This window comes from Bradyrhizobium sp. Unk1 (genome assembly GCF_059512345.1).
In genome coordinates this window covers 75,019-88,990 of sequence record NZ_JCAMOP010000001.1, presented here as the reverse complement: position 1 = coordinate 88,990, position 13,972 = coordinate 75,019, and the positions used below count along the sequence as shown (strand labels likewise).

At 63.2% G+C, this 13,972-nt stretch carries 11 protein-coding genes; 9 read left to right on the top strand and 2 right to left on the bottom strand.

Annotated elements, in window-relative coordinates; all coding sequences use genetic code 11:
- Positions 1-69 precede the first annotated feature (69 nt).
- From AC5ZFO_RS00380 to AC5ZFO_RS00370, 3 genes are all read left to right on the top strand, one after another.
- Positions 70-1,074 (top strand): aldo/keto reductase, encoded by a 1,005-nt coding sequence (locus tag AC5ZFO_RS00380; protein ID WP_496121011.1) that lies wholly within the window; start codon positions 70-72, stop codon positions 1,072-1,074.
- 343 nt (positions 1,075-1,417) lie between these two features.
- Positions 1,418-3,241: a glutamine--fructose-6-phosphate transaminase (isomerizing) gene (gene glmS, locus AC5ZFO_RS00375; RefSeq protein ID WP_282518952.1), complete on the top strand. Its 1,824-nt coding sequence runs from the start codon at positions 1,418-1,420 to the stop codon at positions 3,239-3,241.
- 417 nt (positions 3,242-3,658) lie between these two features.
- Entirely contained in the window at positions 3,659-3,859 is a 201-nt protein-coding gene (locus AC5ZFO_RS00370; RefSeq protein ID WP_282518481.1) for a hypothetical protein, read from the top strand.
- Between the two features lie 124 nt (positions 3,860-3,983).
- On the opposite strand, the gene AC5ZFO_RS00365 is transcribed toward AC5ZFO_RS00370, so the two are convergent.
- Complete coding sequence (locus AC5ZFO_RS00365; protein ID WP_282518480.1) at positions 3,984-4,370, bottom strand: hypothetical protein; 387 nt, start codon at positions 4,368-4,370, stop codon at positions 3,984-3,986.
- Positions 4,371-4,659: 289 nt separating this feature from the next.
- A complete protein-coding gene (locus AC5ZFO_RS00360; RefSeq protein WP_282518479.1) occupies positions 4,660-4,908 on the bottom strand; it encodes a hypothetical protein in 249 nt (82 codons plus the stop codon).
- Between the two features lie 487 nt (positions 4,909-5,395).
- Here AC5ZFO_RS00360 and AC5ZFO_RS00355 point away from each other — a divergent pair, with 487 nt between their 5' ends.
- The 6 genes from AC5ZFO_RS00355 to AC5ZFO_RS00330 all read left to right on the top strand — a co-directional run bounded on the left by AC5ZFO_RS00355 (position 5,396) and on the right by AC5ZFO_RS00330 (position 13,962).
- A complete protein-coding gene (locus AC5ZFO_RS00355; RefSeq protein WP_014496376.1) occupies positions 5,396-6,076 on the top strand; it encodes a response regulator transcription factor in 681 nt (226 codons plus the stop codon).
- Between the two features lie 59 nt (positions 6,077-6,135).
- The gene (locus AC5ZFO_RS00350) at positions 6,136-7,557 is read left to right on the top strand and encodes a sensor histidine kinase (RefSeq protein WP_282518477.1); all 1,422 of its coding nucleotides are present in this window, start codon (positions 6,136-6,138) and stop codon (positions 7,555-7,557) included.
- A gap of 146 nt (positions 7,558-7,703) precedes the next feature.
- Positions 7,704-8,660: an RNA polymerase sigma factor RpoH gene (gene rpoH / locus AC5ZFO_RS00345; RefSeq protein WP_282518476.1), complete on the top strand. Its 957-nt coding sequence runs from the start codon at positions 7,704-7,706 to the stop codon at positions 8,658-8,660.
- Between the two features lie 139 nt (positions 8,661-8,799).
- On the top strand, positions 8,800-11,982 hold the full coding sequence (locus AC5ZFO_RS00340; RefSeq protein ID WP_496121007.1) for an efflux RND transporter permease subunit: 3,183 nt from the start codon (positions 8,800-8,802) through the stop codon (positions 11,980-11,982).
- The gene (locus AC5ZFO_RS00335; protein WP_282518474.1) at positions 11,979-13,250 is read left to right on the top strand and encodes an efflux RND transporter periplasmic adaptor subunit; all 1,272 of its coding nucleotides are present in this window, start codon (positions 11,979-11,981) and stop codon (positions 13,248-13,250) included. The genes AC5ZFO_RS00340 and AC5ZFO_RS00335 overlap by 4 nt, the downstream gene beginning before the upstream one ends.
- Positions 13,251-13,260: 10 nt before the next feature.
- Positions 13,261-13,962: a hypothetical protein gene (locus AC5ZFO_RS00330; RefSeq protein ID WP_282518473.1), complete on the top strand. Its 702-nt coding sequence runs from the start codon at positions 13,261-13,263 to the stop codon at positions 13,960-13,962.
- Positions 13,963-13,972: the final 10 nt, after the last annotated feature.

Sequence of the window (13,972 nt, the reverse complement as noted above, 5' to 3'; positions counted from 1 at the left end):
GAAGTACGCGGCGTCGCACGATCGACGTCGGTGACTTGAGCGCAAACGGCGTGGTCAGGGGTGTTTGCGATGAAGATGGTCCGTGTTGATGCTCTCGGCGCGAACGTATCGAGCATCGGTTTCGGCTGCGCGTCGCTCGGAGGGCGCGTTGGGGCTCGCAGGGGGATCGAGGGGCTCGAGCGCGCGTACGACGCCGGAATAACCTGGTACGACGTGGCACCTTCGTATGGCGATGGGATGGCCGAGTCGATTTTGGGCCAATTCGCATCCGCGAAGCGCGGCAGCGTCTATATCTGCACAAAGGTCGGGATGCGCCCGCGTGATACCTCCGCCGCTATGCGGATCCTGAAGCCGATGGCGCGCGCCGCTCTTGCGGCGTTTCCCGGGATCCAACCGCGCCTCTCCGCAATGAAGTCGAAGCCCTTCAAGGTGCCGCTATCGGCCGAGCTGATCAGGACGAGCATCGAGGACAGCTTGAGGCGACTTCGCACGGATTATGTCGATGTGCTTGCTCTCCACCGTCCTACCCGCGAAGAGGTCGTTCGCGAAGACATCATTCGAGCGGTCGAGCGCATCGTCCAGGACGGGAAGGCCCGGGCAATTTCGATTGCAGGCAATAACGAGGGCGGAATTGACGGCCTCCATGAATCGCTACCTTACCGGCTGATACAGATCGCGAATAATCCGTTCGAGCCGAATCTTCAGAGATCGACGGAGACCATGCTGCGCAGGACGTTTGTCACGTATGGATCATTTTCGAGCGTCAATCCGTTTGTCGCAAGGCTAGGATCGGAGAAAGAAATACTGAACGGCCTTCACGAGATGGGATACCGGGGCGACCTCACCGAGATCGCCGCTGCCTTTGTGGTGGATTATGCGCTGGCAACGAACTCGGCAGGAGTCTCACTGTTTTCGATGTTTCGGAAGGAGCATCTTGCATTCAATCTGCTCCGGTCAACGCAAGTTCCAGCGCTTCATCAGCTCAATAGCATAGCCGCCGAGCTCTCGAACGGGCCGCGGCAAATCGAACGAATTTGCCACGGCACGAATGACCGGCGCGTCGAGAGATGCTGATGGCGGCTCGGGCGGTGTCTGCTGCCACGATAGGACATGCAGGTGCCGGTGTAGCGATCAAGTGCAGAGCCTAGGGGCAAGAGGTCTACTCCGTCATCATCATACAATCGGCGGCTGCGTGTGTTAGAATTGACGTCCCACGATACTACTCGCCAATGTTGTCGACGATATTCGACAGGCGCGCGGGCGGCCGGGAGGCGGCTAGCTTGAGCGTCTCGCTGAAGCATGCGTAGCAGGGCAGGCCAAAGGTGAGGGCGCCAAGCCGCTGCCGTCGCATTAAGGAGGTTGCCCCCGATCGCGGTTGCGCTTCGTGGGGCCGTTGGTAGATGCTCGGAGAGAGGCCATGTGCGGAATTGTTGGTGTCGTCGGGCGAGGCCCAGCCTCTGCTCTCCTTTTGGATGCGCTGAAGCGGCTTGAATATCGGGGATATGACTCGGCCGGTATTGCCACTCTCGAGGACGGTTCGCTGACGCGACGTCGCGCGGTCGGAAAGCTCGCAAACCTCAAGAATAGGCTCGACTCGGAGCCGCTTGCCGGGCGGATTGGAATTGGTCACACGCGCTGGGCAACGCACGGCCGTCCCGATGAGACGAATGCGCATCCTCACATGGTTGACGGCGTGGCGATCGTGCACAATGGGATCATCGAAAACCATCGAGAGTTGCGCAATGATCTCAAAGCGGCCGGCGCGCACTTTACGACCGAAACCGACTCCGAGGTGGTTGCGCATCTCGTCAGCCGCGAGCGGAAGAACGGATGCGAACCGGTCGCAGCGGTGCGTAAGGTGCTCCCGCGCTTGAACGGAACGTTCGCGCTCGCCTTCCTGTTCGAGGGGCACGACAATCTCCTGATCGGTGCCCGAAAGGGCTCGCCGCTTGCCGTCGGCTACGGGTGCGGCGAGATGTTTCTGGGTTCGGATGCGATGGCGCTCGCACCTCTGACCGACATTGTCGCCTATCTCGAGGACGGCGATCTCGCCGTCGTGACCCGGGAGCAGATCGAGTTTATCGACGTGAACGGCGCGCGTCTGCGCCGTGCGTCGGCCAAAATTGCCGGCGCGGCCGTGATTGTTCACAAGGGCGAGCATCGCCACTTCATGGCAAAGGAGATTCACGAACAGCCGGACGTGGTCGGGCAGACGCTTGCACAATACATCGCGCCCAACGGGACAATCAGGCTGCCGGCGGGCGTGGATGTGGACTTCGCGACAGTCGATCGCGTCTCGATTGTAGCTTGCGGCACCGCCTTCTACGCCGGTCTGATTGCGAGGTACTGGTTCGAGCGCTACGCCAAGCTCTCGGTCGAGATCGATATTGCATCGGAGTTCCGCTATCGCGACGTTCCGTTTGGCGCGGGCAATCTGGCGATTTTCGTGTCGCAATCCGGCGAAACGGCCGACACGCTCGCCTCGTTGGAGTTCGCCAAGACCCACGGCCAGCGCGTTCTCGCGGTCGTCAATGTGCAAACCTCGACGATGGCTCGTTCGAGCCACATCGTGATGCCCACATTGGCCGGTCCGGAAATTGGGGTTGCATCCACGAAGGCGTTCACCTGTCAGCTGGCAACCTTGCTCTGCATTGCGATCGCGGCCGGTCGCCGTCGCGGGGTGCTCTCGGCCGAAGACGAGCGCTCGCTCGTCCGATCCCTTGCCGAGATTCCAAGCTGTATGGCCCGCGCACTCGAACTGGAGCCGAAAGTCCATGAGCTCGCGCGCGAGATCGCCAGGGCCAGAGACGCTCTGTTCATAGGCCGGGGCACCAATTATCCGTTGGCATTGGAGGGAGCCCTCAAGCTCAAGGAGGTCACTTACATTCACGCAGAGGGCTATGCGGCCGGTGAGCTCAAACATGGACCGATCGCGCTGATCGACAAGGGCCTGCCGGTCATCGTCATTGCACCGTGCGACGCAACGTTCGAGAAGACCATGTCGAACATGCAGGAGGTGATCGCCCGTGGGGGGCGCATCATCCTGTTGACCGACCAGAAAGGTGCTTCACTCGCCGCATCCAGTGGTTGCTCGATCCTGGCGTTGCCGGATATGCCCCAGATCGTGGCGCCGCTGGCTCTCGCGGTGCCGCTGCAGCTCCTTGCCTATCACAGTGCCGCGATTATGGGGACCGACGTAGACCAGCCGCGGAATCTCGCGAAGTCGGTGACGGTCGAATAGATGGTCCGGTCGCGCCACTTCCGCTGCCCTTCCGCTTCAGAAAGAGGGGCTATCTGAATCAGAATGCCGGTCTGGACGCTCCGAATGGGTGCCTCTTTCGACCAGTCCTCGTTCTCGGCCGCTCGGCGTAGAATACGGCAGCCTTCGGACCCAGGTTAAACACCGACGTCCGTAGGGCAGGCGGCCCCGCTATATTGTAACCGCGTTGGCGGGGCCGCTGTTGCTCAAAACCAACCGCCTGCGCGCGCTCCGTAGCCGGATCCTCGCGGCGCCTCCGGCATCCGGCCGCAAGGACGGCCCGATCAGGGAGTAGTCCTTTCGGGTTATTGGAAGACCGTTCCGCTTCGAGATAGCTTCAGACAAGCCCGTCCGGTCGACGAGCTCGTTTGGCATCCTACGTGCGCTTGGCGAGGGATCATGTCGGTTCTGACGGGAACGGCCGGCGCGGACATTCGACGCGGTGATATGATTAAAGTCATCAAGGGGAGGCTGTTCCCGGCGCTCCTTTACGAGCAATATGAGGGCGGCGCCGCCGAAGATATTCCCGAGGGCGTCCGTGCGTATTGCCTCAAAGACAAAGTCTGGCGAACGATGCCTCCGGGCTTCCGCCCCTCCTAGCGCTTATTGGCGAAGCAGCATCGCAAAATGGCCGAGCCAGGCTCGGCCAAGTCAGTCGTGAGCGGGCCGGCGCCGCAACCTCCGCGGTAGGTCTGGACCGACGGCGGAGCGCTGTGTGTGCAGACTAGCTGCAGCTCAGCGGCAACGGCTGGTCGGGGTGCAACTCGTACCAATCGTAGCAATCTGGATAGGCGCCGTAGAATCCGTATCCGGATCGATAGTGACCAAAGCGGTGAAACGCATGCTGGCGCAGGCCGATGCCGCCGGCACGACCGCCGAATCCGAGATGTTCGCCGCCAAAGCCTCCCTCATGCGCCATGCCGCCGAAATGCGCGCCGCCGCCGAAGCCCATGTGTCCGCCGCCAAAGCCACCACCGCCAAAACCGGCGTGGCCGCCACCGCCAAAGCCACCACCGTGGCCCCCGCCGCCACCGCCATGCGCCTCCGCTACGCCGATGGCCAGGGTCGAGGCAAGCGCCGCGGTTGCCAAAATCATGATTGCTCGTTTCATGGGACACTCCTTTCGTGTCGATCTGCCTGGTCATCCATGCAGTCCGCTTCCGCGTCGTGCCGTCGCCAAAGCTCCTGATGACAAGGCTCGTGATGAAATGAGAGGTAGGAGCGATGCGCGGCAATCCCACTAAATTCGACTTCAGGAACGAGGCGCGCCGGTAGGGAAGGTGATCCTGCCGCGGGGGCCGCGGCCCACAGAAGGGGCGGGCTGAACGTTCAAGCCCGCCCCCGTCGTTCGATGAGGAGCGGCCGACCGAGGCGCCCGGCCGGCCAAGGAAATGCGGCGATCAGAAGCTGCCCGTGCCGGGCTCGCAAGGCACGTTGTTGCCGGTCCACGGCGCCGTCGCGAAAGCGCCGACGCGCGGCGCGGGAACGCAGACGCGGCCTCCCTGCTGATAGAAGGGCGCACCCGATGCGACCGTATCGGTTGTCATCGCGGGCTGTCGCATGACGGCATGGTGCTCGCGAGCCATGACGGGTCCCCCGAGCACGGCGGCTGCAATCAATCCCGTCGACAAGAGTTTGAGAGTGGTCATTCGGCTTCTCCTTGATGACATCAGGCCGACCAAGCGGCTCCCCATCAAAGTATGGACGGTCGGGCGTTGTCCAAATGCACGAATTGCTCACCGGATCTCAACGGCCTGTGAGCCGGCGCGGCGTTGCAAGCACGATCGTGCGAATGCGCAACATCCGTTGCCTTGAGAGTAACAGGGAGCGCATCACAGGCATATGTTCATGAAAGCGCAGTTCAGAATGGAGGCGGAAGATGATCACGACGACAGCGAGGCGTATGGCCATCGCGCTGGCCCTGTTGGCGACGGGCACGGCGCGCTTCCTGAATCGCTATTTAGTGGTGCCCCATTCTCCGCAGGACTATCTCGTCAGACAACGAGTGGCCTATGGCAGGCTGGCGCGGCGCCGCGCGTTCAGAGCGGGCGGGCATTGAACATGACGCCCCGGACCGCCGAGCCCGTGCTCCTCCGCCGCAGGCCGAAACGCCTCGCAGAACGTGGGAGCAGGATGATGACGCGGATTCTTCTGATCGAAGATGATGCCGAAACCGCCGAGGTGATCGTCGCCGAACTCGCCGATCGCGGTTTCGAGGTCCAATGGGCCCCTGACGGCGTCGACGGTCTCGATCGGGCGCGCGCGGCGTGTCCGGATGCCATGATCGTCGATCGCATGCTGCCCGGAATGGACGGACTGACCGTCATCGAGGCCCTGCGCAAGGATCGGGTCGGGACGCCGGTTCTGGTTCTGAGTGCGCTCGGCGCCGTGGACGATCGGGTACGCGGACTGCGTATGGGGGGAGACGACTATCTCACCAAGCCGTTCGCGATCATCGAGCTCGTCGCGCGCATAGAGGCATTGCTGCGCCGTCCGATGGACAGCCGCGAGACCACGTTGCATGTCGGGCCGCTGGAACTCGACCTGATCGAGCGGACCGCGCGACGGGACGAACGCGAGATCGACCTGTTGCCGCGTGAGTTCCGCCTGCTCGAATACATGATGCGCCGGAGCGATCAGTTGCTCACGCGCGCGATGCTGCTCGAAGAGGTCTGGAACTACAAGTTCGTTCCGGCAACGACGAATCTGATCGACGTGCATATGGGCCGGCTGCGCCACAAGGTGGACGGTCCCGGCGATACGCAGCTCATTCACAATGTTCGCGGCTCCGGCTTCATTCTGCGTTCGCGCGCATAGACACGCGAAACCCAGGGGCTCGCGGAGCACATCTCGGACGAATATCGAGTGCCGGTTCGATGCGCCAGATTCAGTTCATCCGTTCGAACACGTTCCTCTGGGCCCTGGCGGTGGCGGCCGCATTTGCGCTGTTCGTGGTCGGGCTGTTCGCGTTCACCTATTGGAAGCTCGACGACTATCTGATCGCACGATCCGACCGCATGATCACGACCCGGATCAACTTCATCGCCGATTTACCGTCGGCGCGCCGCATCGGAGCGATCTCCGATCACCTCGAGCAGGATTCCAGAGGTGTGCAGTACGCTGGACTTTTCAATGGTGCAGGCACCCGGCTTGCCGGCAACATCGACAGCTTGCCGCGCGCGCTCGATCTCGGCGGAGCGGCGCAGGGTGTGCGGCTCGACCTCATTGAGAAATCGGCGGTCCACGGACCGGTCATCAGGGTCGTGGGCAGGCGTCTTGAGAACGGCGACGTCCTGGTGATGGGACGGAACGTCGATGAGACGCGCGAAATCTCCAGTGTCGTTGGGCAGGCGCTCGCGCTTGGCCTGCTGCCGGCGTTCTGCCTCTGTCTGCTGGCCGGTGCGTGGCTGAGCGTTCGCGCCCAGAGACGCGTGGAAGAGGTGAACCAGCGGGTGCAGCGGATCGTGGCCGGGGAGTTGCGCGAGCGGCTTCCGGAGGACAATTCCGACGATCCGTTCGCGCGACTGGCCAGGATCGTCAACGGCATGCTCGCCGAGATGGAGACCATGATCAACGCGCTGGCCGGTGTCGGCAACGATATCGCCCATGACCTCAGGACGCCGCTCACGCGCGCACGCCTGGCGCTGGAGCGCGGCCGAACGCATGCGACCACCCTGGAGCAACTCCAGGAGGTCACGGACAAGGCAATGGCCGGAATCGATCAGTCGCTCGCGATCGTCACCGCCTTGCTGCGCCTCACCGAGATCGAGAACAGCCGCCGCACCGCCGGCTTCGGTAACGTTGCGCTCGACGAGATCCTGCGCGAGGTGTGCGATGTCTACGAGCCCATTGCCGAAGACAAGGGTATCGGGCTTGGCGTCGTCATCGATCGCAATGTGCAGGTGTGGGGCGATCGGGACCTGTTGTTCGAAGCGATGGCCAATCTCGTGGACAATGCCGTCAAGTTCACGCCGCCCGGCGGCCAGGTGAGGCTCGAACTGGTGTCGGAAGACGACACGGCGCTCGTGCGCGTAAGTGACACCGGACCCGGCATCAGCACGCAGGAGCGCGAAGCGGTGCTGCGGCGATTCTATCGCTCCGACAAGATGCGCAACACGCCGGGGGTTGGGCTGGGACTGAGCCTGGTGGCTGCCATCGTCAAGCTGCATGGCTTTCGATTGATCATCGGTCCGGCTCCTGGCGGGCGGATCGAGATCCTTGCCTGGACCGGGAGGGCGAGGAAAGCCGCCGCATGCCGGTCCCGCACCCCAACTCTCGCAACCGTCAACCAGATGTGATGCCGCTCATGATGCGCGATGTTCTCGATGCCAGGACATGCCGAATGTCTGAAGGCGAATTCAGGTTTGTTACGCTCAATTCAGTGGCCTCCTCCTTCGGAGGCTTTCTAGAGTCCGCTCGCCGGTTTCGTATGTGGGAGTGACAGATGCAGATCCGCCACGAAGTCGCGAGGAATAGTGCTGTGGCCGTAGCGGCCGGAGCCCCATCGCCCCCTTTCCTCAGCGCCTATTCCGCGGCCATCAAGCGCTATGAACTGCTTGAGCCCGGTCACGAGCAGCAGCTTGCACGCCGCTGGCAGGAGACGCGGGACCGCGGTGCCGTGAACGCGCTCGTCACGAGCCATCTCCGGCTCGCAGCCAAAGTGGCGCGCGGCTACAAGGGGTACGGTCTGCCCTTGGCGGACGTGATTGCGGAGGCAAATCTCGGCCTCGTCATCGCGGCGTCACGCTTCGAACCCGGCCGGGGTGCGCGGTTCTCCACCTATGCGGTTTGGTGGATCAAGGCCTCGGTTCACGAATACATCCTGCGCTCCTGGTCTCTGGTCAGGATCGGCACGACGGCAGCACAGAAGAAGTTGTTCTTCAGGCTCCGCAGCGAGATGAGGAAAGCCGCGGGCGGCGCTATGGCGGCGCTCACGCCCGATGTCGCCGAGACGATTGCAGAAAGGCTCGACGTCACGGCGCGTGAGGTGATCGAGATGGATTCCCGCCTGAACGGTGACATGTCGCTGAACGCGCGCGTTGGCGACGACGAGCAAGGAACCGAATGGGAAGCGTTGCTGGTCGATCAGGCGATCGACGCGGAGACGGTGCTTGCCGATCATGAGCAGACAGAGCGCCGTACCAACGCCTTGCGCGTTGCGCTGGGCATGCTCACGGCGCGCGAGCGTCATATTCTGGAGGCGAGGCGGCTGGCGGAATGCCCGGTTACGCTGGACCAACTCGGATTTGAGCTTTCGATCTCCAGCGAGCGGGTTCGGCAGATCGAGATCCGCGCCTTTGCCAAGGTCAGGCGAGCCGCAATTCTTGCCGTGCAGGATGCGGCGCGCAAGCGCCCCGACGGCGTCCCGGGCTCACGGCCGCGGGAGCTCACCGCTCCATGAGCGATCGAGAAGCGGTGATGCCGGTACGAATGATGTCTGTCCTGCCGCGGAGCATCTGAATTCGTTTTCATTTGAACGGATGCCCGCCCGTCCTCATCTGTTCAATGATCCCGCGCAACTTGCTTCAGGCAGAACCACCATGGGAATTGTTCGCTTCGCGCTGCGGTTTCCGCACACGTTCTATGTGCTTGCAGCGCTGATCCTGTTCCTCGGCGGCATCGCGATCTGGTCGATGCCGACGGACATTTTTCCGGAGATCCGCATTCCCGTCGTCACAGTGGTGTGGAGCTACACCGGCCTGTCGACGCCTGAGATGGAGCAGCGCGTCAGCACCTACAGCCAGTATTCGATCAGCGCCAATGTCAGCGGTATCAAGAACATCGAGGCGCAAACCCTCAACGGCCTGTCGGTTCAGAAGATCTACTTCCAGCCGGACGTCAATCTCGACCTCGCGATCTCGCAGATCGTCTCGGCAACCAACGCCATCCGCGCCCTGATGCCGCCGGGCATTCAGCCGCCGATCATCGTGCAGTTCAATGCATCGAGCGTACCGGTGCTGCAGCTCAGCCTCGAGTCCAATAGTCTGAACGAGCAGCAATTATACGATTTCGGTATCTATCGTATCCGGCAGCAATTGGCGCCTGTTCCGGGCGTGACGTTGCCCACGCCTGCCGGCGGCAAGTACCGCCAGATCATGGTCGACATCGATCCGAACAAGCTCCTGTCGCGCGGATTGACGCCGCTCGACATCGTCAATGCGGTGAACACCCAGAATCTGACCCTGCCCACCGGCACGGCGAAAATCGGTAACACCCAGTACACCGTTCGAACCAACGCCACGCCGGCCTCGATCAAGGATCTCAACATGATCCCGGTCAAGTTCGTGAACGGGGCCACGATCTTCCTGAAGGACGTGGCCCAGGTCCGGGACGGCTCCCAGGTCCAGCAGAACATCGTGCGCGAGGACGGTCATCGCGCCGTCCTGCTCAGCGTGATCAAGAACGGAAATGCCTCGACGCTCGCTGTCGTCAATGGGGTGAAGAAAGCCTTGAGTTCGATTCGCGCGTCGGCTCCTGCAGGGCTGAAGATCAACGAGCTGTTCGACCAGTCGGTTTTCGTCACCCATTCGGTCGATGGCGTGCTGCGCGAGGGCGCGATCGCGGCCGGCCTCACGGCGCTGATGATCCTGCTGTTTCTGGGATCGTGGCGATCGACATTGGTCGTCTTGATCTCGATCCCGCTGGCGATGCTGTCTTCGCTGGTCGTGCTGTATTGTCTCGGCGAGACCTTGAACACGATGACGCTCGGCGGGCTTGCACTCGCGGTCGGCATCCTGGTCGACGATTCGACGGTGACGATCGAGAACACGCACCGGCTCTGGACCGAGGAAGGCCTGCCGTTGGCTGATGCGACACTGCACGGGGCGGCTGAAATCGCGGTGCCGACGCTCGTCTCCACGCTCGCCATCAGCTGTGTGTTCACCTCGGTCGTATTTCTGGAAGGGCCGGCCAAATACCTCTTCACCCCGCTGGGTCTGGCGGTGGTGTTCGCGATGCTGGCGTCGTATGCGTTGTCGCGAACGCTGACGCCGATCACCATTGGCCTGCTGCTGAAGGGCGAACGGCGCCATGGCGAGGGCGGAAGCCGGTCGGGCATCTTCGGCCGCGCCTCTGCGATGTTCGAGCGCGGATTCGAACGCCTGCGCAACGGCTATTCCGATTTGCTGTTGACGTTGCTTCGACATCGCGTCGTCGTGCCGGTCGTCGCGGTGCTGGTGCTGGCGCTCGGCGCCACCATGTTCGTCTATGTCGGCAGGGACTTCTATCCCCTGATCGACGGAGGCCAGATCCAGCTCCACGTTCGCGCGCCCGCGGGCACCCGCATCGAGAAGACGGAAGCGATCTTCCAGGCGGTCGAAGACAAGATCCGCCGAGTGATTCCGGAGCGGGACCGGGCGCTGATCGTCGACAATATCGGGCTTCCGGCGCGTCCCTATAATCTCGCATTCACCGACGGCTCGACGATCGGCGTGAACGACGGCACCATTCTCGTGTCGCTCAAGGACGGACACAAGCCGACCGCGGACTACGTCAGGAAGCTGCGCCAGGTGCTGCCGGCGGCATTCCCGGAGGACACGTTCTATTTCCAGGCGGCCGATATCGTGACGCAGATCCTGAACTTCGGCCTTCCGGCGCAGATCGATGTCCGCACGGTTGGCTACGGCGCCAACAATCTGTCCGTGGCCAAGGAGCTGCAGAAGTCTCTCGCGGCAATTCCCGGTGTCGTCGATGCGCATCTGCAGCAGGAGGTCGATGCTCCCGCGTTCTATGCCGACATCGACCGCACGCGGGCCGCGCAGCTGGGGCTCAACGCCAGCACGGTGGCGACCAATATCAATGTCAGCCTCAGCTCGTCGGCTCAGGTCTCGCCGAACTTCTGGACCGATCCGACGTCGGGCATCCCGTATTACCTGGCGGTGCAGACGCCCGAATACAGGGCCAATTCGCTGAACGCACTGGGAAACACGCCGGTGTCGGCCTCGGTTGCCGCGAGCGGGCAGACGGTGCCCGGCCTCCTCAGCAATGTCGCGACGTTCAAGCGGGGGAGCGTCCCCACCAATTCGAACCAGGCCAACGTCCAGCCGGTGTTTGACGTCTATGCAAGCGTCCAGGGCCGCGATCTCGGCGGCGTCGCGGCCGATATCGACAAGGTCACGTCCACACTCCAGAAGCAGCTCCAGCCGGGCAATTCGATCCAGGTCCTGGGACAGATCCAGAGCATGAATCAGTCGTTCCGCAATCTCGGACTCGGCCTGCTGTTTGCCGCCATCCTGGTCTACCTGCTGATGGTCGTGAACTACCAGAACTTCGGCGATCCCTTCGTCGTCATCATGGCGCTGCCGGCTACCTTGTGCGGCATCGTGACGATGCTGTTCATCACCGGAACGACGCTGAACGTGCCCTCGCTGATGGGAGCGATCATGGCGGTCGGCGTTGCCTCCGCGAATTCCATCCTGCTCGTAACGTTCGCGCGTGATGAGCAATTGAAAGGACATTCCGCGTTCCAGGCAGCGCTGAGCGCGGGCCGCACCAGGATCCGTCCGGTCCTGATGACTGCCGCCGCGATGATCGTGGGCATGATCCCGATGGCGCTCGGAGGTCCGGGCGAGGAGCAGAACGCCGCGCTCGCGCGCGCGGTGATCGGCGGACTGCTGTTCGCGACCCCGACGACATTGCTGATCGTGCCGTACCTCTTTGCCATGCTGCGCAAAGGTAACGATGGCAAGCCTCACCACGGCGTATTCGAGGAGCAACCGGAATGAGCGACGTTCGTGTGCGGACCAATGACGACGAGGCAAGGGACCCGCCCGACGCGGAGAGCCGCCGGATCGTCGAGCTCCCCGGCAAGGGCGCGCCATCCGGACGCCGTTACGGCGGCGCGCTGCTCGGAGGAGGGATGCTTCTGCTGCTCGCGGGCGGTCTCGGCATTGGCGGCTGGCGGCACTATCAGGCGGCGCGTGAGGTCGCTGCAGTGGCGGAGCAGGTGAGAACCGCCATTCCGGAAGTGCGGGTGGCGGCGGTCCGGCCCAGCGGGGACCTGATGAAGGTTACCTTGCCGGCGACGACGACCGCGTTCGAGGCAGCGAATATCTTCGCGCGGACCAGCGGCTATATCGAAAAGCGCTATGTGGATATCGGCGATCGCGTCAAGAAAGGCGATCTTCTCGCGGAAATCACCGCTCCGGAGCTCGACCAGCAGATCGCCCAGGCCCAGGCGACGTTGGCCCAAAACCAGGCCGCCTTGCAGCAGGCGCAAGCGAGCCGGGAGCTTGCCGACGTCACCAACGCGCGGGACAGCAATCTGGTCAAGCAAGGTTGGCTGACGGCACAGCAGGGGGACAACGATCGTCTCACCCTGCGTGCACAGCAGGCGGCCGTGGGCGTCGCCCAGTCGAACATCACAGCGCAGGAAGCCCAGATTCGAGTCCTCCAGCAGGAGAAGGCCTATCAGCGCGTGGTGGCGCCGTTCGACGGCGTGATCACACAGCGCAACGTGGACAATGGCAGCTTGGTGCAGGCCGGGTCGACCTTCATGTTCACGCTGATGCATTCCAACGTGATCCGAACCCAGGTCTTCGTGCCGCAGGACGAGGCCTTCGGAGTCGCGCCGGGCGTCGACGCGGATATTCGCGTCCCCGAGATTCCGGGGCGGACGTTTCCGGGGAAAGTCACACGTATCGCAAGCGCATTGCAGCCGGGAAGCCGGACTCTGCTGACCGAGATCGACGTGCCCAATCCGGACGGTGCCTTAAGTCCCGGTATCTACTGCACGGTCGAGCTGTCGATCCCGCGCAAGACGCCGTCGATGACAGTCTCGTCCGATGCGCTCGTCTTCGATCAGAACGGTCTTCATGTCGCGGTCGTGCGGAATGGCACCGTTCATCTGCAGCACGTCGCGATCGCAAGGGACTTCGGCACCACGGTTGAAGTGCGCGAGGGCCTCCAGCCCGGCGATCAGGTCGTGCTCAATCCGGCGGTGAACCTGGCGGAGGGCAGCAAGGTCACCATTCGCAAGGTCGAAGTCAGTTAGGAGCACAGGCATGATCCGGGCCGTGCTCGCAACAATGATCGTCCTGCTGTTGGGCTGTTCCTCGAGTGAGGCGCAGGTCTCAACGATGGGCACTACGGCGATGGGCCTTCCAACCGTACCGGGGGCGATCGTCACTTCGCCGCTCAATAGTCCGGGTCCGTTTTCCGCAACGACCGAGCCTGGCGCTCCCGACACGACGCTGGCGCCTGTTCCGCTCGCCTCGGATCCGACGACGCCGGGCACGGTCGTCGTCTGCGCCACCCCATTGACGTCTCCGATGCCGGTGCCGGCGACCCCGATCGTATCGAGCATCGGCTCGTCAGCGTCAGGCATCGGCGCTCCGCTATTGCCGGTCACAGGGCAAACCGCCAGCACCACCGGAACAATTCCCGCAGCGGCACCGGCGGGAACGGGGACGACGGTCGCATGCAGCTCGACGCCGGGAGGCCTCGCGGCGAGCGCTGCGACCCTGCCGCTCTCGATCCCGCAAGTGTCGTCCAGTCTCGCGCCCGGCACGATCGTGGCGGACACCAGCGCCGCTGGCGGCACGGGCATCGATCCAAACGCCGCCGTCATGCCGAGCCCGAACAGCACGGCCTGCGCGGAAGGCGTCTCGATGAACCTCGCAGCGCCTGCGACCGTGTTGCCGGCCAACGCCTCAGGCGCGGCGCCAACGCCGGGAGTGTCGCCGATCTTGCCGCCGGGATGCTGAGGCGGCGCCG

Bases quoted from the DNA above. Each gene is read 5' to 3' on its own strand.
- AC5ZFO_RS00380 (WP_496121011.1), top strand. From the start codon at position 70: ATGAAGATGGTCCGTGTTGATGCTCTCGGCGCGAACGTATCGAGCATC.
- glmS (WP_282518952.1), top strand. From the start codon at position 1,418: ATGTGCGGAATTGTTGGTGTCGTCGGGCGAGGCCCAGCCTCTGCTCTC.
- AC5ZFO_RS00370 (WP_282518481.1), top strand. From the start codon at position 3,659: ATGTCGGTTCTGACGGGAACGGCCGGCGCGGACATTCGACGCGGTGAT.
- AC5ZFO_RS00365 (WP_282518480.1), bottom strand. From the start codon at position 4,370: ATGAAACGAGCAATCATGATTTTGGCAACCGCGGCGCTTGCCTCGACC.
- AC5ZFO_RS00360 (WP_282518479.1), bottom strand. From the start codon at position 4,908: ATGACCACTCTCAAACTCTTGTCGACGGGATTGATTGCAGCCGCCGTG.
- AC5ZFO_RS00355 (WP_014496376.1), top strand. From the start codon at position 5,396: ATGACGCGGATTCTTCTGATCGAAGATGATGCCGAAACCGCCGAGGTG.
- AC5ZFO_RS00350 (WP_282518477.1), top strand. From the start codon at position 6,136: ATGCGCCAGATTCAGTTCATCCGTTCGAACACGTTCCTCTGGGCCCTG.
- rpoH (WP_282518476.1), top strand. From the start codon at position 7,704: ATGCAGATCCGCCACGAAGTCGCGAGGAATAGTGCTGTGGCCGTAGCG.
- AC5ZFO_RS00340 (WP_496121007.1), top strand. From the start codon at position 8,800: ATGGGAATTGTTCGCTTCGCGCTGCGGTTTCCGCACACGTTCTATGTG.
- AC5ZFO_RS00335 (WP_282518474.1), top strand. From the start codon at position 11,979: ATGAGCGACGTTCGTGTGCGGACCAATGACGACGAGGCAAGGGACCCG.
- AC5ZFO_RS00330 (WP_282518473.1), top strand. From the start codon at position 13,261: ATGATCCGGGCCGTGCTCGCAACAATGATCGTCCTGCTGTTGGGCTGT.